Raw genomic sequence first — 22,707 nt, 5'->3', positions numbered from 1 at the left:
CGCCCCAAGCAAAGGAGAGACGCAGATGACCACTGTGGAAGTGACCGGGCAGTCACAGATGTCCGCCCCGATTCGCAAGATCGAGGCTGCCAACGGCATTGCGTATGCCTACCGCCGGTTCGGCCATCCAGCCGACGGCCAGCCACCGCTGGTGTTCCTGCAGCACTTCCGCGGCAACTTGGACAACTGGGATCCGATCCTGGTCGACACCCTGGCTGAGCATCGCGAGGTTCTCCTCCTCGACAACACCGGAGTAGGCCTGTCGACCGGCACGGTCCCGGTGACCGTGACCGAGATGGCGCGCGATGCCATCGCGTTCCTGGACGCGCTCGGTCTCGACGACGTCGACCTGTTGGGGTTCTCGCTCGGCGGCATGGTCGCCCAGGAGATGGCACTTCTTCGGCCTCGAGCTGTGCGACGGCTGGTGCTGGCGGGAACTGGTCCCCGAGGTGGACGCCAGATGCACGGCTGGACCTTCGACATCGAGCGCACGGCGAACCAAGCAACCAACGGGCTCGAGGATCTGCTGCATATCTTCTTCGGAGTGACCGACAGCAGCCGCGCCCTCGGCGTCGAGTACGTGCAACGCATCTTCAGCCGCACCGAGAACGGTGACCGCGCCACCGGGCCGGAGGTCGCCCGAGCCCAGTACGACGCGATCGTCGAGTGGGGAATCCCAGAGCCCCGCCGCCTGGACCGTCTCGCCGGAATCACCCAGCCCACCCTTGTAGCCAGCGGCGACAACGATCTCATGATCCCAACCGTGAACTCACAGCTACTGGTCGACCACCTGCCCAACGCACGCCTTCGGATCTTCAGCGATGCGGGACATGGTTTCCTGTTCCAGTACCCCAGCCAGTTCGCGACGCTGGTGAACGAGTTCCTCACGGGGAAGGCTTGCGGGTAGTCCGATCTGAGCCTTCATCAAGGCTCACAAGTCCGCCCAGACAACAGCGTCACCTGCCAGGAGCATCCCGTCGCCGATCTCCATGGCGATCTCGTCGACGTTCGGCCACCCAGACCGATTGACCTCAGTCATGCCTCCTGATCTGCGGCCGGTAGCGCGGCGAGCGCCACAGCGCGCATCAAGGAGCCAAGTAGGCGCGGCGTTGGCCCTTCCATGCGACCCACGGTAGCGAGCCGTCTGGAGCGTCGTACTCACAGACCTCGTCCAGGTCAACCACCGCGACCGCACGCGCCAGCAACGTCCGGAACTGCCGCTGGTCGCGTGGTCGATCTTGCCGATGTCGGTGGCTTCTCAAGTGGGCCTTGTGCGCCGGTGGCGGAAGGTCAGACTGGGGGCAGGTAAGTGGGACAGTGCCTGAAAGCGTGTTACCTACGTGAGCACCTTGACCTTCGAGTCGTTCTACGCGCGGGACCGGGACCCGTGCCTGCGGGTAGTCACGGCTTCGTGCGCGGATCGGGCTCTCGCGGAGGACCTCGTGGCCGAGGCCTTCGCTCGCGCCTGGCTGCACTGGGCGAAGGTCAGCCGGCACCCGAATCCCGCGGCGTGGGTCGTGCGAACCGCGCTCAACGAGCGGGTCTCGCAGTGGCGCAAGCGTCGCCGCGAGATCCCGCACGAGACTCCGCCGCGGGACTCACCGGCTCCGGAGGTCGCCGACGCAGACGCCGAGGTGGCGGCAGCCTGGCAGGCCCTGCCGCGGCGCCAGCGCGAGGTGATCGCGTGCCGGATCTTCCTGGATCTCGACACGGCCGAGACCGCACGCGTGATGGGGATCACACCCGGCACCGTGACCGCGCATCTGCATCGCGGGGTGACCGCGATGCGCCAGTCCCTTACCCCTGTCGACTCCCAGGATGTGCCCCGATGAACGATGACCTGCTGCTCGCGAAGATCGAGAGTGTCTCGAACCCGGTGATGCGGACCCCGGTCGAGGCCGTCGTGGCCCGCGGTCGCCAGCTGCGGCGCCGTCGCCGGCTTGCTGCGACAGGCGTGGTGGGCGTGACTGCTCTGGCGTTCGCGCTCGTGGCTCCCGTGTTCCTGCCTGCGTCCGGTCCGTTCGGTACGCCGTCGGCCTGGGCCGTCGAGAAGGCTGAGGACGGTGTCATCACCGTCACGGTCCGCGAGATGTCCGATGCCGCAGGCCTGCAGGCATCCCTGCTCGCTCACGGGCTGTCGGCTCATGTCGAGTTCGGATCCGATGCGTGCGTGTACTACGACGCGACCAGCTCTCGGATCCCGGTTTCCCGCGGCGTGACCGGCAAGATCGTGTCCGGCTCGGACGAGGCGGTCATGGTGATCCAGCCCGCGGCTCTGCCGTCGGGCACGACCCTGAACCTGTGGGTCTTCCCGCGACCTGGCGCGGGGGGCCAGGGCGCCGGGCTCACCGTCCGACCGAACCTCGTCGACGAGTCCACCACGAGCTGCATCCCTGCCGCGCAGGTACCCGTGCCGCAGAAGTGATCGGTGCACGTGATGGCGGCGCGGGCACCCCGGATGCACGGAAGCTCGCGCTCAAAGAGCGAGCCAGGTTTGTACGGCGCTACGTGACTGATGTCGGCGACGGGCTCGGCCACCACTGTCGCGAGGGCGAACTCGCTGCAGATCACGAGCGCAGCGGTCGCTTCGCCGACCTCGTGGTAGTGGACATCGACCACACACACGCGGACCTGGGCGACAAGGAGTCCATCAACCCAGTGGACGATTCGGTGCGCACCTGTGGGCCGTCTGTATTCCGGCTCGACGGACAGCGCGACCGGCGATCTAGAAAGGCGTTCGCCCGCGGTGCGGCATAGAAAGACGTTCTGCGCGGTCGGGTCTGGCGTTGGGAACGTCCTCCTGATGCGCTTGTCGGGCTTGGTGTCCCAGCGCTAGAAGGAGGACGTTCGTGAACAACGGTAGTGGCGTGTCTCGTGGGGATCGCAACCGCAACGCTCGCCTGTCCCGGCTGCGGGCAGCGGTCCCGGTGGGCAACGCGATCGTGGGGATCGACCTGGCCGACCGCAAGCAGATGCTGGTGGTGACCGACCATGACTCGAAGGTGCTGGCCCGTCGGACGTTCCGGTGCAAGGCATGGGACCTGGGGGCCGCGCTGGACTGGGCCGCCGACCGAGCCCGGGGCAAGGGTTTCTCCGGGGTGACGGTGGCGTGTGAGCCGACCGGGCACCGGTGGCGGGTGCTGGCTCAGCTGGCCGCCGAGCGGGGGATGGAGTTCGTGTGCGTGCAGCCGGTGGCCTCGTCGTGGGCGCGCAAGAGCGAGGACCTGACCAGCGACAAGACCGATGACAAGGACGCGGTGCTGATCGCGCGGCTGACCGGGCAGCTGCGCTGCTACCTGCCCGAGCCGGTCGATGAGGGCAACGCGGCGTGGGCGAGGCTGCGTCACCTCGGGGCCCGGCGGGAGGACCTGCTCGAGCAGCACGTCGCGGCCGTGCAGACGGTCCGGGACCTGCTCGAGTGCGTGTGGCCCGCGGCGCTCGAGGCCGCAAAGTCGCCGTTCCGCTCGGCCACGTGGGTCGCGGCGCTGAGCGTCGTGCTGGGCCGTGATCCAGGGCGGGGTCGAGGTCGTGACGGCGGTGACCTGGCTCGCACCCGACGGCTCGGGCTGGCCCGGTTCGAGCGGGCCGTGCGGGCCGAGGTGACCCGCCGGGGAGGGGTCCGGCCGTGCCTGCGGATCGTGCGCCGCCTGTTCGCGGCCCTGTCCGACGGCGCCGGGGTCCTGGCTCATCGGCCGGCGGTGTTCGAACGGCTCGAGTGGACGCTGTCGGACTGGGACGAAGCCCGGGCCAAACTGGCCGACACCGAGGCCCGCATGTGCGGCGTGCTGGACGAGCTCGGGCTGACCGCGCTGGTGACCAGCATCGACGGACTCTCACCGGTCGGCGCGGCGGCGATCCTGGCCCAGACCGGGGACCTGACCCGGTTCACCTCCGCCCGCGCCGTGGTCAAACACGCCGGCCTGGCCCCGCGGGAACGCAAGTCCGGCACCTTCACCGGACGGGCCCGGCTCACCGGCGCCGGACGGCCCGGGCTGCGGGTCGCCGCCTGGCGCGCCGTGTGGGGGTGCCTACAGACCAACCGGGTGTACGCCGCCCGATACCGGCACCTGACCGGTCGCGAGCACAACAAGCTGACCCCGACCCAGGCCCAGACCGCGGTCGCCGCAGCCATCCTGCGCCAGCTGTACGCCGTGGTCACTCAGCAGCGGGCGTGGGACCCGTTCATCGCTGCCCACGGCACGACGGCATGGAAGGAAACCACGAGCACCACTGCGGCATAACCAGATCCACCCTCCGATCATCCACCGAGGCCAGCATCCCCCAAGAGCTGGGACGGGGTGAGCCTTCCGCGGCATTGAGAACCCCCGCGGTATCTCGTCGCTCATCACAGGCCACCCCGTCCCGTCGTGGAGACAACCCGATCACACGCTGCCGAGCACGAGCTCGATTACCGCTATGCAGGGACCGACGACGAGGACGGAAAACCCCGACCAGACCTTGACGCTAAATGCCTCACGCTGATGAGCGGTCAGTGCTCGTGCTGATCCATGGCATTCTCAACCGCGATGAAACCTCCGAGCCGGGTCGTTCGCGGCCACGGGGGCGTCTCGGACTTCCGTGTCCAGCTGAGGTGAACGATCGCGAAGGTGCCGTCCGATGCGCGATAGACCACGGAGTCACAGCCTTCGCACTTCGCGACGGCGGTCAGCGCGAGCCCGTGCAGCTCGTGGCCCGGAGCAACCTCCGTCGCCGCTTCGTCTTCCAATGCCCGAGCGCGGTCGCCGTCCATTCGAACCCACGGCTCGCGGAAGTCGGATGATGTCATAGGCGCACAGTGTCACGTTGCGCCCAATGCGGATGATCAAAGGCTGTCCTGCTGACACCCTCGGGGACATGGACACCGTGACGCTCTGGCGCCCGACAGGCCCCAGGAATCGCGCTGGTCGAGGCCTCGGGCTGCGCAGGCTCGGAAACGCTTCAGCGAGCCAGTGAATACGCACGCCTAAACCCGCGCTCGAACCGCTGGGAGCCGGGGCTTATCTCACCCCGGGGTTCTTCGCCCGCCAGTCGGCGGAGTCCTCTGTCGCCAGCCATTCCTTGGAAGGGATCAACTGGTCGACGCCGTAGTAGACCGCGGCGCAATTGCCGGCCCAGTCGGGCGTGGTGGTGTAGCGGAACGGCTCGGTCGATTTGGCGATCGGAGTAGGCGTGAACCGCACGATACGCTTGCCCTCGAGGATCTGTTGCTCCACGGCAGCGGTGTTCGTGTCCCAGGCCCTCGCCCGGTCGGTCATCTCGTGTACGAGCGCGGTGTTCCGCGGCACGATGGACCCCAACAAAACCGTGCTGAACAGGGCCGACACCCCGAGCAGCGCCGCCATGGCCGGAATCGCCACGTTCCGCTGCCAGGCGCTGACGCGGCGGCCCAGCCAGTAACCGGCCGCGGCACCGTAGAGGGCGGCGGTCACGATGGCGGGAAACAGGAAGCTCGTCCAGGCGCGCTGGTACCCCCAGCCGCCGGGTCCGTAGCCATGCCGCAACCCGGCAATGACGCCGAACGATGCGATCACCACCAGCACGGCCGGCAGCACCACCACGAGCAGCCTGCGCGGAAGGGTCCACGAGCCGCCGGCGAACGGAAGCGACGTCCTGCGCAGAGCCGCGCTGCTGGCGAGCAGACCGAGCAGGAGCCCGGCGACGATCGCTACGTAGTAGGCGGGCTGGGAAAGGATGATCTCCCAGGAGCTGAGCCATCCGTGAACGGCCTCCGAGAGGCCGCCGACCGACAACAGCGACGGCTGTTCCTGGTCGTACGCAATTTGGGTCCGAAAGCGCTGGCCGGGCGAGAAGTACAGGACGGCGAATCCGGCGAGCATACCCATGAGCCACATGGCGAGCCACGTGATCGGGAAGCGCGCCCGCCGGTCGCGCCACGCCAGCAGGGCAAACAGCAGGGCCGCCCCCGCATAGACGCCGCTGACCACGAAGAACGCCTCGCCGAGCGATCCGATCGCGAAGCCCATCGGCAACGCGAGCACGACCGCCGTGACTCGCACCCACCGCCGCGGGCTGCGTGCCGCGACCATGAGGATGATGACGTTCCAGATGCCCAGGATCAGCGGGAGCGTGTGCGTGATGGTGGCAGCCGGCCAGAAGAGGATCTGGTACACCACGTTGCCGGCGAAGAACGTGAGCGCCGACACGACGACCGCCAGGAGCCCAGCCGCCGCCGCGGGCCATCGCCACTGCAGGTGGCGCAGCGCCAGGTACAACACGGTGAAGATCCCGACGGTCAGCGTGACGATCAGGACGAACGGCAGCACGCGAGCGCCACGGAGCCCGTCCGCGAAGACCAGAACCTGGCCCGCATGGTAGGCCAGCCGGCCGTTCACCTTGAAGTAGTAGTAGTCGATGAACCCCAGTGAGCCGTATTCGCGGACCCGTGCCGCCGCGCACCAGTCATCCGCCGCCAGGCGAACGGCCGGGCTGGCGAACGCGCCCAGCGCGAGCAAGTGCACCGCGACGATGGCGGGCAGAAGCATCAGCAGCGCCCACAGCCACGGCCGCCGCCGGCTTTGGCCGGATGACTGCTCGTCGTGGCCGACCGACGTTTCTGTGGCGCGCTCGGCCGCTGCAGAGGCAGAAGAACTCATCAGAACGGGACCCATCGACGGACCTGCGGCATCGAACACGACGTGACCGACGTGACCGACGTGAATCGGCGGACATGCTACCCCCAGAGGGAATCGGGCTCATCCGTTTTGAGGGTGTAGGGAAAGGCATCGTGAAAGGAGACACGGAACTCGGGCGCGTCTCCCAGTTCTCGTAGCCAGGAGATGATTGCGCCGAGGAACGACGCCGCCGCGGTAGGCCAGGGCGGGTTTGTCGTACCTTGTGGCTAGGCCGCGCCACTGCTTGAGGACGTTGGAATCGCTCGATGACGTTGCGGCCCCTAGCGCCTCAGCGTCGAAATGACCAGCATTCCGTCTGCGTCACCCAGCGACACAGTCTCTCCAGGCGTGGCGATCACGATGTCACGCAAGACGTGCCTGTCCGTTCCATTGCTCTGGGCCAGCGAACGCAGGTGAATCGTGGCTGTAGCCCAGTCCCAGTCGCCTTCGAACTCGTCGCCTTCGACATCCTGCACGTACCGAACGCCCAGGACGACCACGTCCTGCCCTAGCGCCACCACGCTGCCGTTGAACTCCGTGGGCACCTCGGCCGATGAGTTGCCCAGAATGGCGATGCCCACCGTCGCCGGCGGGCCAGCATCAGCTCAAACAGGAGTTGCATGGGCGCGATCGTAGTTCTCGGCTCCGACATGAATTCCGGGTTCAGCAGCCGTGTGGGACGTCCGGTCATCGGCCGAGTCGGACCCTCACGACCGTCGCGTTAAGGGCGACCAGACGCGGCCTGGCGGGGAACGTCGGTCCTGGAGCAGGTCGTCTTGGCGACTCGTCGATGAGTTCCGGGAACTGGCGCTCTTCGACGGCGGGCGCCCTGAAGGACGCACTCGGCGGCCTGGCCTCACGGTCGCCGCCGGTCAGGGGCGCCGTGAAGGTGCTGGTCGCGGCGTCGCGGACGGCAAGCGTCGATGGCTGAAGATCGGGGGCAGTGGGGGAGGGGTGGGGGCTCGGCGCATTCGCCGATGGCGCGTTGAGCCAGTGCGCTGCGTGGGGGGACGAGCGTCCCTTTGGCAGCGTGTTTCGGGTTCCGGTCTGTGCCTGCGTCTGGCGAGCGCTGGCCGACCGGCGGAGTCGACTCCTGGTTCATGGGCCCTGGAGGTGCAGCGACGTATGCCCCGGGCCTGAACGCGCGCGTCCAGTCGTGGCCGGCTGCGGGCGGCTAGCGACGAGGGTCTGTGGCGAATTCAGGTCGAAGTTGGGTCGGCAACAGAGTCTGCGCAGTGAGAGGCACCCAGATGTCGGGCTGTAAGTCCGTGGCGAAAGCTACGAAGGTTCGAATCCGTCACCTGCCACCATGTGATGTCGCAAGACATCGGCAGCTCCCCGAACCTTCACGGTTCGGGGAGTTTTGCTTTGAGGGGCTGGTGTCGGCGGGCGGGGTCGATGGTCAGTTCGCGGATCACCTGGCGGCCCTTTCGGGTGGTGACGTGCACGTTGAGGCCGTGGATGGTCATGGTTACCTCGGTTCCGGTCCAGGTGCGGCCCAGGGCGATCGACAGCAGCGTCCCGCCGCGGCGCAGAGTGACCTTGCCGACCTTGTCGACACGGTCGTGCCGAATGCGGGCGTGGGTTCGGTCCGTGGGTTCGCCTTCGGGGTGGCCTTCGGGCGTGCGGTGTAGGCGGTGGCGGGAGCGGTCAGCTCCGTGCGGATCGCCAGCACCAGCTCGACCAGCGCTGCGGGGGTCGCGGTCGGCCTGGTTTCGGCCGATGCCGGTCTGGTGCTTGGCGGCCGATGTGGCGCAGGGTGATGGTGGTCGGCAACCTCCGTGCGACGTCGCGGCCACCGGCACGGGCGCAACCACCGAACCGTCGACGTCCGCCCTCGTCGACGAATACGGCCCCTGGTCGCCAGCGGCACCGGGGCGTTCATCCGCCTCGCCCAACTCCGCATCGGAAACTTGGTCCGCCGGACAGGCCGCGCGGCCCGTCGAGTCCCGATGCTTGGGCCATGCATCAGCAGGCACAACGTCGCGTCCCTGTGAAACTCGCGGCTATGGTCGCCGACATCGAGGAGCTTGTCCGATGTGAGTCGCCGACGGAGGACACCGCCGCCGTGGCGCGCAGCGCCGAGACGCTCGCCGCGCTGGGCAGCCGGATCCTCGGTGCCCAGCCGGAACGCATTGTGCTGCAAGGCTGGACCCACCTGCTCTGGCGATTCGGCGACCGCCCGGGACGCGTCTTGGTTCTCGGGCATCACGACACCGTCTGGCCGGTCGGATCGTTGCTGGCACATCCCTTCGATGTCCATGACGGCGTGCTGCGCGGTCCCGGCTGCTTTGACATGAAGGCGGGGATTGTCATCGCACTGCACGCTCTCGCCGCGTTGGACAGTCTCGATGGGGTAACCCTGCTGTTCACCGGGGACGAGGAGCTCGGCTCGCCGTCCTCTCGCACGCTGATCGAGCAGGAGGCGCGAGGGTGCCTTGCTGCACTCGTACTCGAGGCGGCCGGCCCGGGCGGCGCTCTGAAGACCGAACGCAAGGGTGTTTCACGCTACGAGGTGCAGGTGAAGGGACGTGCGGCCCACACCGGGCTTGACCCTGAGCGCGGCGTGAATGCGACGATCGAAGCGGCACACCAGGTGCAGGCGGTGGCGGCACTGGCCGACCCCGCCCGTGGCACCACGGTGACGCCGACCCGCCTTGACGCCGGCACCACCGTGAACACAGTCCCGGCGGCGGCCGGCTTCCTGGTCGACGTTCGGGTCTCCGACACCGCAGAGCAGGAGCGCATCCATGCCGCGATGCAGGGACTGAGCCCTGTGCTCACCGGCGCTGAGGTCGAGGTCCTCGGCGGTCCCAATCGACCACCGCTGACTCTGGCTGCGACCCACGACCTCTTGGAGCGCGCCCGGCGGCTCGCAGAAGACCTGCACCTCTTACCGCTCACAGCAGCCGCGGTCGGGGGAGCATCCGACGGCAACTTCACGGGCGGTGTGGGCACCCCCACCCTCGACGGCCTGGGGGCGGTGGGCGGAGGCGCACATGCCGATGACGAGCACGTGCTGACTTCTGAGCTGGTCGACCGCACGCGGCTGCTCACCGCACTGATCGCCGACCTTCTTCGGGAGCAGCAATCGTGATCGCAAGCACGGGCTTGGCGGCCGGGTCGGAGCGGGCCGACCTGGTCGAGGCCGCTCGCACTGACGCGGCGATCGCGATAGCCGCCGCGGGTGTCGACGTCCGGGTCCTGAACGACGTCGGTGAGCTCGAGGACGTCCGCCGTCTCTACGAGCGGATCTGGCGCACGGGAGCCCAGAACCCGCCCGTGACGGCCGACCTGCTGCGGGCCATGGTCAAGGGGGGCAGCTATGTCAGCGGCGCCTACCGGGACGACCAGCTCGTGGGCGCGTGCTTCGGTTTCTTTGCTCCACCGCACCTGCGCGCCCTACACAGCCACATCGCCGGTGTCGACCCGCAGGTGCAGGCCCGGGGCGTGGGCCTAGCCCTCAAGCTGCACCAGCGAGCCTGGACCCTCGCGAACGGTGCCCACAACATCACCTGGACGTTTGACCCGCTGGTCCGGCGTAACGCCTGGTTCAATCTCGCCAAACTGTCGGCGGACGTGGCGGAATACCTGCCGGACTTCTACGGCCCGATGGACGACGACATCAACCGCGCCGACCCAACGGACCGCGTGCTGGTGCGCTGGCCGCTGACAGCTCCCGCGGTCACCGCAGCCTGCGCGGGGAGCGCTCGATTCGTCAATGCGGCCGCGTTGCGCGATGCCGGAGCGACCGTCGCTCTTGAGGTCTCGGCCTCCGGTGGCCCGCTTAGCCGGCCGGCGCGGGGGCGAACCGTACTGGTCGGGATACCTGACGACATCGAGGGACTCCGCATGGATGATCCGCGGGGCGCCGCGGAATGGCGCGCAGCGCTGCGAGAGGTACTGGGCGGGCTGCTGGACCAAGGGGCGACGGTACGAGGTTTCGACCGAGCGGGCTGGTACGTCGTGGAGAGGCCGGACCGATGAGGCTCATCGGCGTCGAGATCCTGACCGTCGAGCTACCGCTCGCCACGCCGTTCCGCACCTCGCGGGGCACCGAGCACGTCCGCCGTGCCGTCCTGGTGCGAGCGGTGTCGCCCGAGATCGACGGGTGGGGCGAGTGTGGCGCCGCCGCCGGGCCCTACTACTCGCCCGAGTATGCCGACCAGGCCGTCCACGTCCTGCAACACTTCCTCGTGCCGGCCCTGGGCGCCCTCGAGACAGTGAGCGCCCATCAGGTGGCGCCTGCGCTGGCGAACCTCAAGGGCCACCGGACAGCCAAAGCCGCGCTGGAGACCGCCGTTCTCGACGCCGAACTGCGAACCCGCGGTGAGTCCCTGGCCGATGCCCTGGGCGCTGTCCGGACCACAGTCGCGTGCGGGGTCTCCGTCGGTATCCCCAACTCCATCCCGGAGCTTATCGACATCGTCGGTGGCTACCTCGCCGACGGCTACCTGAGGATCAAGCTCAAGATCGAACCGGGCTGGGACATCGAGCCCGTGCGGGCCGTCCGTGAGGAGTATGGCGACGTGCCGTTGCAGGTCGACGCCAACACCGCATATCAGCGCAGCGACGCACGCCACCTGAGCCGCCTCGACGCCTTCGACCTACTTCTGCTGGAACAGCCGCTGGCCGAGGACGACCTGCTCGGGCACGCCGAGCTCTCTCGGAGCCTCAGCACCCCGATCTGCCTCGATGAGTCGATCGTCTCGGCTCGCTCAGCGGCGGATGCGATCGCGCTCGGTGCCTGTCGGATCATCAACATCAAGCCTGGCCGCGTCGGCGGCTATCTCGAGGCGCGCCGGGTCCACGACGTGTGTGTCGCCCATGGTGTGCCGGTGTGGTGCGGCGGCATGCTCGAGACGGGCTTGGGCCGCGCGGCGAACCTGGCCCTGGCGGCCCTGCCCGGTTTCAGCCTGCCCGGAGACACCTCGGCATCGGAACGCTACTTCCATACGGACCTGACGGAGCCGTTCGTCCTCGACGGCGGGCACCTCGCGGTTCCGACAGGCCCGGGGATCGGGGTGGCTCTGTTGCCGGAGGTCCTCGAGGACGTCGTCGTCGAGCGGGTGTGGCTTCCGCTGACCTGAGTTGGTGCCGCGGGACCAACTTCTGCGATCATTTCGTCGTGGTCGACAAGCGCCGCCCCTGGGCGGCGCGGCTAGCGTCGGGTGCGTGACGGTCATGGACCTCCCGCAGCCGGGAATGGCGCGGGTCCTGGAGGAGCTCGGCGCCACGCTACTGACGGTGGTGGGGGGCTCACCTTCAACGACCGGCGACCTCGGGCCCGTGAAGGGAGTCGCCATCTATGACGCCCTGGACGAACCGGAGCTGACCGAAGGACTCGTCGTGCTCGGGGTGGGCCTGAACGACCCTGACGAGATCGCGTCGGTTGTCGAGCGACTCGGTGAGCGTGACGGCACCGCCTTGATCCTGCGGGCACCGGTGGAACCCACCGAGCGCCTCATCGCCGCGCAACGGCGGGCCGGGATCGCGGTGCTGGCGTTCGCGCGGGGAGCGTCGTGGACGGACCTGGCGCAGATGATTCGCTCGCTGACCATCGACGCGCCCCCTGCACCCGAGCTCGCCCGCCCGGGAGCCGGCCAGCGGCAGATCGTCGGCTACCAGTCGGGGCTCGGAGACCTGTTCGCAGTCGCCAACGCGGTCGCCGCAATGGTCGGTGCGCCCATCACGATCGAGGATCGCAGCTCTCGACTGCTCGCGTTCTCCGGTCGCCAGGAGGACGCCGACCAGTGGCGGGTGCAGACCATCTTGCGACGTCAGGTGCCGGAGGAGTACACCCGAGTGCTGGAGGAGCGCGGGGTGTTCCAGGAGATCTACCGGAGCAACAAGCCCGTGTATGTCGCGCCGATCTCAGACGACGAGCCGCAAGGACGGGGTGGGCGTGCCGCGATCGCGGTCCGAGCCGCCGACGAGATCCTCGGAACCATCTGGGCGGCAGTCGCCGAACCGCTTGGACCAGAGGGGAGTCAGGCGTTGCAGCACGGTGCGGCGCTCGTCGCGATGCACATGGTCTGGCAGCGGGCCGAAGCCGACCAGGAGCGCCGGCTGCGGGCCGAGCTGCTCGCTACGGCACTTGACGGCGGCCCCCGAGCGCTCGACACCATGGGCCGGCTTGGACTCAAGGACGAGCCGGCGGTCGTCCTGGCGCTGACGGTCGTCGGACCCGAGGGCGAGCACCCGTTGCCGGCCCAGCTGGCCGTCGAACGCAAGCGCCTGGCCGACGCCTTCGCACTGCATCTCACGGCCGTTCACCCCCGCAGCGCCGTCGGCCTGGTGGGGGACGTCACGTACGGCATACTTCCGGTCTCGAAAGAACGAGCGGGCGGCGAGATCAGGGCTTCGGAGATCGCCACGGAGTTCTTCCGTAGGGTTGGTTCCAGGCTGCGCCCGCTGGCGGGCGTTGGACCGGTGGTCGGCGGTGCCGCCTCACTGAATCGGTCCCGGGCCGGCGCAGACCGTGCCCTGCGGGTGCTGCGATCGAGGCGCTCGTCGCCGCAGGTGGCCCGGCTGGACGACGTGCATCTGGAAGCGCTGCTGCTGGAGCTGGCCGACCGCCTCGAGCAGGGGGACATTCCCAGCGGCCCTATCGCCCGGATCGTCGCCTACGACCGCGAGCATCAGAGCAGCCTGCTCGAGACCCTCCGCGCATGGCTGGACACGTTCGGCGACGTGCCGGTCGCTGCGTCCGCCATGTACGCGCACGCGAATACGTTCCGCTACCGACTTCGGCGCGCGACCGAGGTCGGCGCCATCGACCTGGATGACCCCAACGCGCGCCTCGCAGCGATGCTGCAGCTGCGACTGATGGACCTGACCGCCGGGACCGAATGAGAGCGGAGAAGGCGTCGTCGGTCGGGTCGACTACCCGACGACAATGCCACTCGGGAGGGTGAGACAGAGTTCTCTGGCCAGGAAGGCGAGCCACTCAGTGTCCTGTTCCAGGGCGGTCTCCCGGTTGGTGGCGGCACCATGACCGGCGTCCTCGAACACGTGCAGCAGGATCGGTGCGCCGCCCTGTTGGGCGCGCTGCAGGCGTGCCACGAACTTGCGCGCGTGCCACGGTCGGCAGCGCGGGTCGTTCGCGCCAGCCTGGACGTAGACCGCTGGAAACACCCCTGGGCGGATGAGCTCGTACGGCGAACGACCGAGGATCCGTCGCACGTCGGCAGGATCATCGGGATCGCCCCATGCCTTGCGGATCACGAAGTCGAGGTACGGATCGCGCATCCCTGCAGCAAGGTCGAGCAGGGGCGCTCGGGGGAGTGCCGCGCGCCACAGATCCGGCCGCGTGGTGACCGCGACCCCGCACATCAGCCCGCCGTCGGAGCCTCCGGTGACAGCGAGCCGCGAGCTTGTCGTCCGACCGCTCGCAATCAGGTGTTCGGCAACGGCGACAAGGTCGTCGTCACGGACGTGCTTGGTCTCACGGTGCGCTGCGAGATACCAGTCCCGCCCGAACTCACCGCCGCCGCGCAGGTATGCCTGCACCAGCGTCCCACCGGCCGCCACGAAGGCCGCGAGATCCGGCCGGTACTCCGGGAGAGTCGCGATGTTCGCGGCGCCGTATGCGCTGATCAGTGTCGGCTCCGGATCCTCGTCCTGGCCCGTCGACCCGGCGAGGCGGACCACGTGATAGGGCACCAGGGTTCCATCGGATGCCGTTGCGGACCCGATTTCCACTGTCGCGTCGAGGCTCACGGCGGGTGCCTGCAGCACGGTCACCTCGGGGTCGCCCGGACGGTGCCGGTACATCCCCCACGAGCTGGTCAAGGTCGAGAAGGCGAACACCAGCTCCGGGACGGGCGCACCAACGGCTAGACCCGTGAGTGGGAAGAACGGCGTGGCGACCGTGCCGCGCGCAGGCAAGCGAACCGAGTCGACGACGACACCCCGAGCATCGAGCAGGCGTAGCTGGGCGAAGGTGTCCTGCAGCCCGCCAAGATAGAGGTGGTCGCCGACCGGGGTGAGCGAGCGGAGGACCAGGTCGCTCTCCGGGACCAGCTCGACCCAGGTGGAGTCGTCGTTCGCGTCCTCTGCGCCGAGCGGAATCGCGATGACGCGACCGCGAGCGGCTCCGACGTCCGTCACGGCGACGTAGCGGTCTCCGACGACGTGCCCGGCCACGGTGCCGGTGCAGCTGGTCACGAACGGTCGCCAGCCCTCGGCCGGCTGGGTGAGGTCACGCACGGCCACCGGGATCGGACTGCCGATCCTGTGGCTGGCCACGAGCCAGCGACCGTCCGCCGACGGCTGGACGAGGGTGTACTCGCGAGAACCGGCCGGCACCGGCACCGGCTCGACCGTAGTCCGGCCCGAGTCGAGATCGTGGTGAAAGACGGCCTGGACGAACTCCTCGGGACTTCCGGTCAAGGCGAAGAACCAGAACCCGCGCGCGTCCGCCGCCCACGCCACGCCGCCAGCCCAGGCGCTGTGCAGCACCTGGACCGGCGCAGGAAGCACGGTCCCGCTAGCGACCTCGACGAGGTGGATCCGGTTGTGCTCGCTGCCATCGGAGCAGACCCCGACCGCCAGCACACGAGCATCCGGCGAGGGCTCGAGCCAGGACAGCACTGCCTGCTCGCCCGCGCCGACCAGGTCAGAGATCCGCAGAACCGGGCGGCCGGTCCCGAGAGGTTCGTTCGCCACAACAACGGTGTCACCGACGGCGCGGAACCACCGACCTGCTGCGTACCGCGGCAGAGCCGCACGCATTCCGGTGTCATACCGCTCGACGAGGCCGCGCCAAGCGCCGCGATCCGAGCTCTCGAAGATCGTCATCGTGGCAAGGTTCGCCTGCCACCGCTGCCACTCGCTGACCTCGTCGTTCTCGCCCTCCAGCCAGCGGTATGGGTCCGGCACCTCGAGCCCGGCGAGGTGGTTCATGACGTCCTCCGTCCTCGTGGCTGGGTAGCCGGCGAGCTCGGACCGCAGCCGCCTGACGCTGCCAGGGACCCGGTGCACCCGCCGCAGGTGCACGAAGGCGTCGTAGGCGGTGCCGAGGCTCGCGCATCGGTCCAGCCCGCCCGCGGCCTGCGTCCCGCGCACCCCGTCGAGGAAGCCCGCTGGTATGCCGCGGAGATCGACCGCGGACAGGGGGTCGCCCAGGGGGTCCAGTCGGGACTCCACGCTGTCCGGCCTGAGCACACGGTCGGTCAGCTCCACGGCCCAGTCGAAGGGCCGGGACGACCGTTCGACAAACCGCACCTCCGGTCCGGATCCGTACGTCATGCCGATCACGACGAGGTCGTCACCCAGGTGGGGTGCGAGCAATCCGCCGAGCATCGGGGAGCCGTTGAACGGACCGCGCTGCACGTGGGTGTTGTGGGCACTGACCAGGACTCGTTCCTCGCGCTTGAGCACCCAGCGGACCGTGTCGGCCATAAAGTGCTCGCGCGGTGGCGTCCCGGTGCCGTCGTAGGTCCGTTCGGCCACGAAGCCGGCCACGGCCGCGGCGCATCGTTCGGCCACGGGATCGTCCACGCCATCGGCCCGAGCAACGAGGGCCGCAAGGTCCTCGAGCAGCGACAGTTGCTCGTCGGAGGCAAGGGCGGCCCACCGGCGGGGCGCCAACGGGCGCGGCCCCAGGTCACTGCGCCGCAACAGGTCCTCGTCCCCGGGCATCGACGGAAGACGGTTCAGGAGTGCTCGAACGGCCGGGCCGGCTGACACCGCATCACCACCGAGGTCCATGCCGTACAGCCGAACACCGGCATCCCGCATCCACGACAGCTGCTCCTGGAAGGCGGCGCTGTGCCCGAAGCCGTACGAGATGCCATCGCGTGCGACCTGTGCTGCCGTTGCTCCCGACTCAGGCGGACCATGCAGCCACGCGTCGACCGTGAGGCCTTCGGGAAAGCCCGACTCCAGCACCAACGCCGTGACACCGAGGTCGTCGACCAGGATGCGGAGGATCTCGCCCCGGAGCTGGTGGAACTCGACGATCTGGTGTGCTCCCTCACCGAGGGCAACCACCCGCGCGCCGCCGACGACGCGGCGCAGCCAGGTCGGGTCGATCAGCATGGCACTCCTTGGGCTGGCCGGGCCATCCCTGTCATGGTTACTGGTGGTAGTACCAGAGCTCCGGTGAGTAGATGTAGCTGAGCAAGGACTGGAAGGACTCCGGAGGGCCCGACAGCGTGTCCTTCCAGACCACCAGCGTGTGCGGCGTCGGGACCAGCAGCACGGGCAGGTCGAGCGAGACGGCGGTGGTCTCCTTGGCCAGCACGGCCGGGTCGGCGCCGAACGTCGAGTCGTCGATCAGGCGGTCGACCTCCGGGTTTGAGTAGCTGCCCAGGTTGAAGCTTCCCGTCGTGTTGAAGATCGTGTTCGTGCTCGGGTAGCCCGCGGCCAGGTACAGCGCGCCGTAGTCCTCCATCGCCCATTGGTTGGCATTTGCCGGCGCGAAGCTGTTGCCGTAGTTCTCGTACATGTAGTTGAGCGACTTCGTGACAACGTTGACGGTGACGCCCAGCTTCTTGGCCTCCGAGGCGAAGGCGACGTCGCGAGCCGCGACGTACTTGGGGGTGTTCGCGGCGGTCAGGGTGAAGCTGATCGTCTGACCCTTGGGTATGCCGGCTCCGCACTGACCCGCACCGGTGCCGGGAGTCTGGCAGGTGGTCCCGGCGTCGGGGTCGACCTTCCAGCCATGGGCGGTGAGCAACGCGGCCGCGCCGGCCGGGTCGTAGCCGTAGGTCGGCCTGTCGCCGAAGGACGGCGGGTAGGGCGAGTCAGCCCCGCCCACGCTGTAGTTCTGGGAGGCAGCGCCGTTGTAGATGCCCCGGCTCTGGACGAAGGTCCCCTGGTCGATCAGCTTCTGCAGCGCCTGCCGCACGTACGGCTGCGCAATGACCTTGTCGAAGTTGTTGACCGTGTTCTTGAAGTTGATGGTCATGGAGTCGAACCGTGCCGGCGCCGGCGCGCCGAACACGTGGTAGCCGCCTCGCTTCAGAGCGTCGATCTGGTTGACGTAGCTGGCGTCCAGCGAACCCACAGTGAGGGTGCCGGCCTTGTACTGGTTGAGCACCGCCGCCGATGACGTGAACGACTTGAAGTCGACCTGGTCCAGCGCCTTCGCGCCGGGTCCGCTGTACTTCTCGTTCTTCGCGAGCGAGTAGGAGCCGGTGGTCGAGTCGAAAGACTTGAGCTTGTACGGCCCGTTCACGATCTGCCACAGCGGGTTGGAGGTGAAGGTCGACTGGTCCTCGGACTGCTTGGTCAAGTAGTCGTAGATCGCTGCCGCGTTCTTCGGGTCGGTGAAGTCCAAGTGGGGTCCGCCGGTCTGGGCGATGCTCCAGTCCGCGGACGGCATGATGTAGATGAGTGTGAGCATCGACAGGAGATACGAAGAGTTGTACGCCTTGTCCAGGTGCAGCGTGACCGTGTCCGGGGCCGAGGCCTTCGCGGTGACGCCGTCCGGGAATTGACCGGGCGTGTAGAAGCTCCAGTTTCCCGGGCTCTTGCGAAGAGCTGCTTTGAGCAGGTCGAGCGAGAAGACGACGTCGTCCGCGACGACTTTCTTCCCGTTGGACCAGGCGTAGTCCTTGAGCTTGATGGAGACGGTCTTTCGGTCACTGCTCGTCTTGGGCGGCTCGGCCAGGCTGTGGTTCAGGTCGGCGACCTGGTCGCCGGCGCCGCTCGGCCGGTAGAGGGCCCGCCAGAGCTGACCGCGCGCGATGACCGTGCCGTTCGCCGAAGCAGGCGGGTAGGGGTAGATGTAGTTCGGGCTCAAGCCGGGAGCGAGCGCGACGACCACAGTGCCACCTGGCTTGGGACTGCCGCTTTCATCGGGGAGCTTGTTGTAGCTTCCCGCAAGGTCTTTCGTCGGTGCGCCGCTGCTGCTCTCGGAGCAGCCCGCAACCAGTAGGGCGATTCCCGCGGCGGTTGCCGCGGCTGCCGTGCGCGCGCGGCGCTGGCGTGGCATGTGGATCATGGCTGGCTCCAATGTCTGTCGGTTGTTCGAATGAGACGATGCACCAGCGGTCTTCGCCTCGGTTTGGTCGGTGTGACAGTTTCCGGTGCCGCCGTCGGTCTGGCTGCACAAGAGGTGGTGTTCGCTGCCGCCTCGTCAGTCGGCGGTGCGCCCGAATGTGTCGCGAAGGGCGTTTGCGAGCAGGTTGAGACCAAGGACGGTCAGGACGATGCAGCAGCCGACTGGGTAGATCAGCCACCAGTAGCCCGCTGAGATGTAGGAGACGCCATCAGCCAGCTGGCTGCCCCAGTCGGTCGTGGGATAGCTCAGCCCGAAGCCGAGGAATCCCAAGGCTGCGACCACGAGGATGGCGTCGGCCACCTGGAAGGTCACGTTCACGATCACCACGCCGATCGAGTTGGGGATCAGGTGAGTGAAGATGATTCGCCGCCTCGACGCGCCCATGACGCGAGCGGCCAGCACGTAGTCGCGTACGCGGAGAGTGAGCACCTCACCGCGGACCAGGCGCGCCGAGATCAGCCAGGAGAAGCTCCCGACGACCAGGCTCAGCGTCCAGGCGTTCGCATGGAAGCGGGCCGACAGGATGAGGACGAAGAAGAGGAACGGCACGGACAGGAACACGTCGACCAGTCGCATCGTGAAGCCATCGACCACACCGCCGGCCAGGCCGGCCACGGCACCGTAGACGGTGCCGAAGGTGGTGGCGATCACGGCTGCGACCAGGCCGATCTGCAGCGACACCTGACCGCCGGCCATGAGCCGTCCCAGGACGTCGAACCCGTTCGTGTCGGTGCCGAGCGGGTGGCCGGGGCTGGGCGGCAGCGCAGCGTCCACCACGTTCACGTCAGTCTGGTTGGTGTGCCACAGCAGCGGCCCGAGATAGCAGAACGCCAGAATGAGAAGGAGCAGCACCAGACCGACCGCCCCGGACGGGTGGTGTCGCAGCCATCGCTGCGTCGCCTTCGTCCGCCCTCTGGAGGAGGACGACGGCAGGGCCTCGGCCGCGGTTCCAGGGCCGGGGGGTGCCACACCGCCCATGCTCATCGGGCCAGCTCGATCCTGCGGTCGGCGAAGGCGACGGCGATGTCGGCGGCGAAGTTGCCGACGACGGTGAGCACGCCACCGATCAGGGTGTAGGCCAAGAGCACGGGATAGTCCTCACGTTGCAGGCTGTTGAGGAACAGCAACCCCAGTCCCGGATAGTTGAACAGCGACTCAACGATCAGGTTGCCCGCCAGCAGGGTCGGGATCATCGTCCCGACGAGAGTGATCATCGGCAGGCTGGCGTTGCGTAGCACGTGCCGTCGGATCACCAGCGGCTCCGGCAGACCTTTCGCCCGAGCCACCGTGATGTAGTCCTGCCCCAGCTGGTCCACGGCGGACGACCGCTGGTACTGCGAGTAGATCGCGATGCTCGTCACCGCGATCGTGAGTACCGGCAGCACCATCGATCGCGGGTCGGTGAACACAACCCACGGCGAGTGCGACTGCGAGGCTTCCGCGGGAAAGACCGGCCACCGCTGGCTGAACAAGGCGATCAGTATGAGGCCCAGCAGGAAGGTCGGCGTGGCGTACAGGATGTAGATGACGACCGTGGCGATGCGGTCCAACCAGCCGTTGCGTCTGATCGCCTGCACCGTTCCGAGTGGCACCGCGATCGCCAACGCCAGGACCAGGCCGGACAGCGAGAGCATCGCGCTGCGGGCCGCGTTCTGCCGCAGCACCGTGCTGACGTCCTCGTTCAGCTTGAAGGATCGGCCCAGGTCTCCGTGCGCCAGCTGGTTGAGGTAGCTGACGTACTGGATCACAACGGGTCGGTCGAAGCCGTGTTGCTGGTTGAAGTCGGCCACCGCCTGCGGCGTGGCGCGCTGGCCGAGCACGACGCGTCCGGGGCTGTCGGAGACGAGGTGGAGCATGAAGAACACGACGGCCGAGATGCCGATCAACACCACGAGCGAAACCGCCAGCCGACGCAGGATGTACCTGGTCATCGGGATCCTTCCTTCGGCTGCAAGGGGAAGTGGCAGGCCACCTGCCAGCCACCGGAGACGGTCTCCAGGGCCGGCTCGACCTCGGCGCACAGCTGCGTGGCGAGCGGGCAGCGCGTGCGGAACCGACAACCGCTGGGTGGGTCGATCGGGCTGGGCAGCTCGCCCCGGACCCGCGCTTCGCGGGGCGCGACCGCGCCGTTGACCTCCGGGACCGCGGCGAGCAGGCCAAGTGTGTATGGGTGTGCGGGTCCGGCATACACCCGATCCACCGGCCCGGTCTCGACCAGCTTCCCCAGGTACATCACCCCCACCCGGTCCGCCAGGTATCGGACGACGGCGAGGTCGTGAGAGATGACCACGCTGCTGAGGTTGCGCTCGCGCTGCATCCGCCGCATGAGGTTGAGCACCTGAGAACGGATCGAGACGTCCAGCGCGCTGACGGGTTCGTCCGCGACCAGCACCAGGGGATCGAGCACGAGGGCACGCGCGAGGGCGACCCGCTGGCGTTGTCCGCCCGACAGCTCGTGGGGATAGCGCTCGAGGACCGAGGTGGGCAACCCGACCTCGGCGAGCAGGTCGTTAGAGAGCGCCGTCCTGCTCGCGCGGGTGCCGACACCCTGAACGGCCAACGGTTCTCGAAGGATGGTGCCGATGTTCATGCGGGGGTCCAGGGCCGCACTGGAGTCCTGGAACATCATCTGGAGCTTGGCGCGCCTGGCGCCAAGCGCTCTTCGCGTCCCGGCGCCGAGCTCGGCGCCCTCGAACACCACCGCCCCGGCTGTGGGGCGGTCGAGGGCCACCAACATCCGGCCCAGGCTGGACTTGCCACACCCGGACTCTCCGACCAGCCCGAACGTCTCACCGTCGGCGACCTCGAAACTGACACCGGACACGGCCTTGACGGTGCGGCGGTGTCCCAAGCGGCCGCCGGCCGTCGGGTACTCACGATGGAGGTTCAGCACCTGAAGCCGGGCGTCATTGCCTGTTTCATGGATGCGGCGCTCGACCAACCGGACGGGTGCCCTGTCCACTGGCCCGGTCGCTGGGTGCCAACAGGCGAAGGTATGCCGCCCCTCCGTCGTGGTCGGTGGACGTTCGTCGAGGCATTGCTGGGTCGCTGCTGCGCACCGTGGGGCGAACGGGCAGCCTTCGTGGCGGGTCGCGAGGTCCGGCGGAGCTCCTCCGATGCTGGACAGCTCGTGACGGCGGTCGTGGGTCAGCGACGGGATCGAGCCAAGGAGCGCCTGGGTGTAGCGATGCCGGGTGCTGTCGAAAACCGTGGCCGTCGGGCCGGACTCGGCCAGCCGACCGGCATACATAACCCCGACGCGATCGGCGTGGCGGGCGATGACACCCATGTCGTGCGTGATCAGGATCATCGCCATGCCCAAGCGGGACCGCAGGTCGTCGAGCAGGTCCAGGATCTCTGCCTGGATGGTGACATCGAGCGCCGTCGTGGGTTCGTCGGCGATGACGACCTTGGGCTCGCAGGCAAGGGCCATCGCGATCATCACCCGCTGACGCATGCCACCGGAGAGCTGGTGCGGATGGGCGTCCATTCGCTCCGCCGGTCGCGGGATGCCCACCAGGGCCAGCATCTCCTCTGCGCGCTTGCGGGCCGCACTCCGTGACAGTCCACGGTGCAGCTGGACCGGTTCGGCGACCTGGTCCCCGATCTTGCGGGTCGGGTTGAGCGAGGTCTGAGAGTCCTGGAAGACCATGGCGATGTCGTTGCCCCGAATGGCGCGGTAGCGCGACGATGCCAATCCGACGAGCTCAGTGCCGGCAAAGTCGATGGACCCACCCGTGACCTGTCCGCCGGACGGCAGCATTCCCATGATTGCTAGGCCCGTCATGGACTTGCCCGAGCCGGTCTCGCCGACGATGCCCAGCGTCTCGCCGCGCCGCAGGTCGAGGCTGACGCCGTCGATGGGCCGAACCAGCCGGTCGCCGCGGCGGATCTCCACCGCGAGGTCGCGGACAGTCAGCAGACTGTGCGCTCCGCCCAGCGCCGATGCTCCAGCAGCTTCTTCGGGGCTGGCGCTCACGGCTTGGATCTCCTGTGCCATTGGTCGATCGTCGGGCGGGTGTCGCTCCCGTGGTTGGTTCCCCAGACCCAATCTGAGGCCAC

General features: G+C 68.3%; 18 protein-coding genes and 1 pseudogene. 9 read left to right on the top strand and 10 right to left on the bottom strand.

Translation table 11 applies throughout. The annotated features are described in order from the left end of the window. The first annotated feature begins 25 nt into the window (after positions 1-25). From ACYVLP_RS12770 to ACYVLP_RS12750, 5 genes are all read left to right on the top strand, one after another. Entirely contained in the window at positions 26-907 is an 882-nt protein-coding gene (locus ACYVLP_RS12770; protein WP_460627723.1) for an alpha/beta fold hydrolase, read from the top strand. 433 nt (positions 908-1,340) lie between these two features. Beyond that, positions 1,341-1,832 (top strand): sigma-70 family RNA polymerase sigma factor, encoded by a 492-nt coding sequence (locus ACYVLP_RS12765; protein WP_460627722.1) that lies wholly within the window; start codon positions 1,341-1,343, stop codon positions 1,830-1,832. Next, positions 1,829-2,425 carry a hypothetical protein gene (locus ACYVLP_RS12760; protein WP_460627721.1) on the top strand — a complete coding sequence of 199 codons (597 nt, stop codon included), beginning with the start codon at positions 1,829-1,831 and terminating at the stop codon, positions 2,423-2,425. The genes ACYVLP_RS12765 and ACYVLP_RS12760 overlap by 4 nt, the downstream gene beginning before the upstream one ends. Positions 2,426-2,508: 83 nt before the next feature. Continuing rightward, on the top strand, positions 2,509-2,757 hold the full coding sequence (locus ACYVLP_RS12755) for a hypothetical protein (protein WP_460627720.1): 249 nt from the start codon (positions 2,509-2,511) through the stop codon (positions 2,755-2,757). Positions 2,758-2,849: 92 nt separating this feature from the next. Beyond that, entirely contained in the window at positions 2,850-4,241 is a 1,392-nt protein-coding gene (locus ACYVLP_RS12750; RefSeq protein ID WP_460627719.1) for an IS110 family RNA-guided transposase, read from the top strand. 248 nt (positions 4,242-4,489) lie between these two features. Here ACYVLP_RS12750 and ACYVLP_RS12745 read toward each other — a convergent pair whose 3' ends face one another. The 5 genes and pseudogenes from ACYVLP_RS12745 to ACYVLP_RS12725 all read right to left on the bottom strand — a co-directional run bounded on the left by ACYVLP_RS12745 (position 4,490) and on the right by ACYVLP_RS12725 (position 8,530). Then, complete coding sequence (locus tag ACYVLP_RS12745; RefSeq protein WP_460627718.1) at positions 4,490-4,750, bottom strand: hypothetical protein; 261 nt, start codon at positions 4,748-4,750, stop codon at positions 4,490-4,492. Positions 4,751-4,997: 247 nt separating this feature from the next. Continuing rightward, the gene (locus ACYVLP_RS12740) at positions 4,998-6,653 is read right to left on the bottom strand and encodes a hypothetical protein (protein WP_460627717.1); all 1,656 of its coding nucleotides are present in this window, start codon (positions 6,651-6,653) and stop codon (positions 4,998-5,000) included. A gap of 128 nt (positions 6,654-6,781) precedes the next feature. Further along, positions 6,782-6,912, bottom strand: a pseudogene (locus ACYVLP_RS12735) (IS5/IS1182 family transposase); the annotation flags it as partial. Between the two features lies 1 nt (position 6,913). After that, positions 6,914-7,213, bottom strand: coding sequence for a hypothetical protein (locus tag ACYVLP_RS12730; RefSeq protein ID WP_460627716.1), 300 nt, complete (start codon positions 7,211-7,213; stop codon positions 6,914-6,916). Positions 7,214-7,978: 765 nt separating this feature from the next. Further along, positions 7,979-8,530, bottom strand: a complete 552-nt coding sequence (locus tag ACYVLP_RS12725) for a hypothetical protein (RefSeq protein WP_460627715.1) — start codon at positions 8,528-8,530, stop codon at positions 7,979-7,981. Positions 8,531-8,640: 110 nt separating this feature from the next. On the opposite strand from ACYVLP_RS12725, the gene ACYVLP_RS12720 reads away from it, so the two are divergent. From ACYVLP_RS12720 to ACYVLP_RS12705, 4 genes are all read left to right on the top strand, one after another. After that, positions 8,641-9,729: a M20 family metallopeptidase gene (locus tag ACYVLP_RS12720; protein WP_460627714.1), complete on the top strand. Its 1,089-nt coding sequence runs from the start codon at positions 8,641-8,643 to the stop codon at positions 9,727-9,729. Continuing rightward, positions 9,726-10,619, top strand: a complete 894-nt coding sequence (locus ACYVLP_RS12715; protein WP_460627713.1) for a GNAT family N-acetyltransferase — start codon at positions 9,726-9,728, stop codon at positions 10,617-10,619. The genes ACYVLP_RS12720 and ACYVLP_RS12715 overlap by 4 nt, the downstream gene beginning before the upstream one ends. After that, positions 10,616-11,722 carry an o-succinylbenzoate synthase gene (menC, locus tag ACYVLP_RS12710; protein WP_460627712.1) on the top strand — a complete coding sequence of 369 codons (1,107 nt, stop codon included), beginning with the start codon at positions 10,616-10,618 and terminating at the stop codon, positions 11,720-11,722. The genes ACYVLP_RS12715 and menC overlap by 4 nt, the downstream gene beginning before the upstream one ends. A 94-nt stretch (positions 11,723-11,816) precedes the next feature. Then, a complete protein-coding gene (locus ACYVLP_RS12705; RefSeq protein WP_460627786.1) occupies positions 11,817-13,487 on the top strand; it encodes a PucR family transcriptional regulator in 1,671 nt (556 codons plus the stop codon). Positions 13,488-13,517: 30 nt separating this feature from the next. On the opposite strand, the gene ACYVLP_RS12700 is transcribed toward ACYVLP_RS12705, so the two are convergent. The 5 genes from ACYVLP_RS12700 to ACYVLP_RS12680 form a co-directional block, all read right to left on the bottom strand. After that, positions 13,518-16,676, bottom strand: a complete 3,159-nt coding sequence (locus ACYVLP_RS12700) for a prolyl oligopeptidase family serine peptidase (protein ID WP_460627711.1) — start codon at positions 16,674-16,676, stop codon at positions 13,518-13,520. Between the two features lie 37 nt (positions 16,677-16,713). After that, complete coding sequence (locus ACYVLP_RS12695) at positions 16,714-18,585, bottom strand: ABC transporter substrate-binding protein (protein WP_460627710.1); 1,872 nt, start codon at positions 18,583-18,585, stop codon at positions 16,714-16,716. Positions 18,586-18,720: 135 nt separating this feature from the next. Continuing rightward, a complete protein-coding gene (locus tag ACYVLP_RS12690; protein WP_460627709.1) occupies positions 18,721-19,629 on the bottom strand; it encodes an ABC transporter permease in 909 nt (302 codons plus the stop codon). Continuing rightward, positions 19,626-20,576 (bottom strand): ABC transporter permease, encoded by a 951-nt coding sequence (locus ACYVLP_RS12685; protein ID WP_460627708.1) that lies wholly within the window; start codon positions 20,574-20,576, stop codon positions 19,626-19,628. Before ACYVLP_RS12685 ends, ACYVLP_RS12690 begins: the two co-directional genes overlap by 4 nt. After that, complete coding sequence (locus tag ACYVLP_RS12680; RefSeq protein ID WP_460627707.1) at positions 20,573-22,645, bottom strand: dipeptide ABC transporter ATP-binding protein; 2,073 nt, start codon at positions 22,643-22,645, stop codon at positions 20,573-20,575. The genes ACYVLP_RS12685 and ACYVLP_RS12680 overlap by 4 nt, the downstream gene beginning before the upstream one ends. Positions 22,646-22,707 lie beyond the last annotated feature (62 nt).

Source organism: Intrasporangium mesophilum (genome assembly GCF_054783095.1).
Note: the sequence above shows the minus strand (reverse complement) of the source record. Positions and strands in the feature narration are given on the sequence as shown.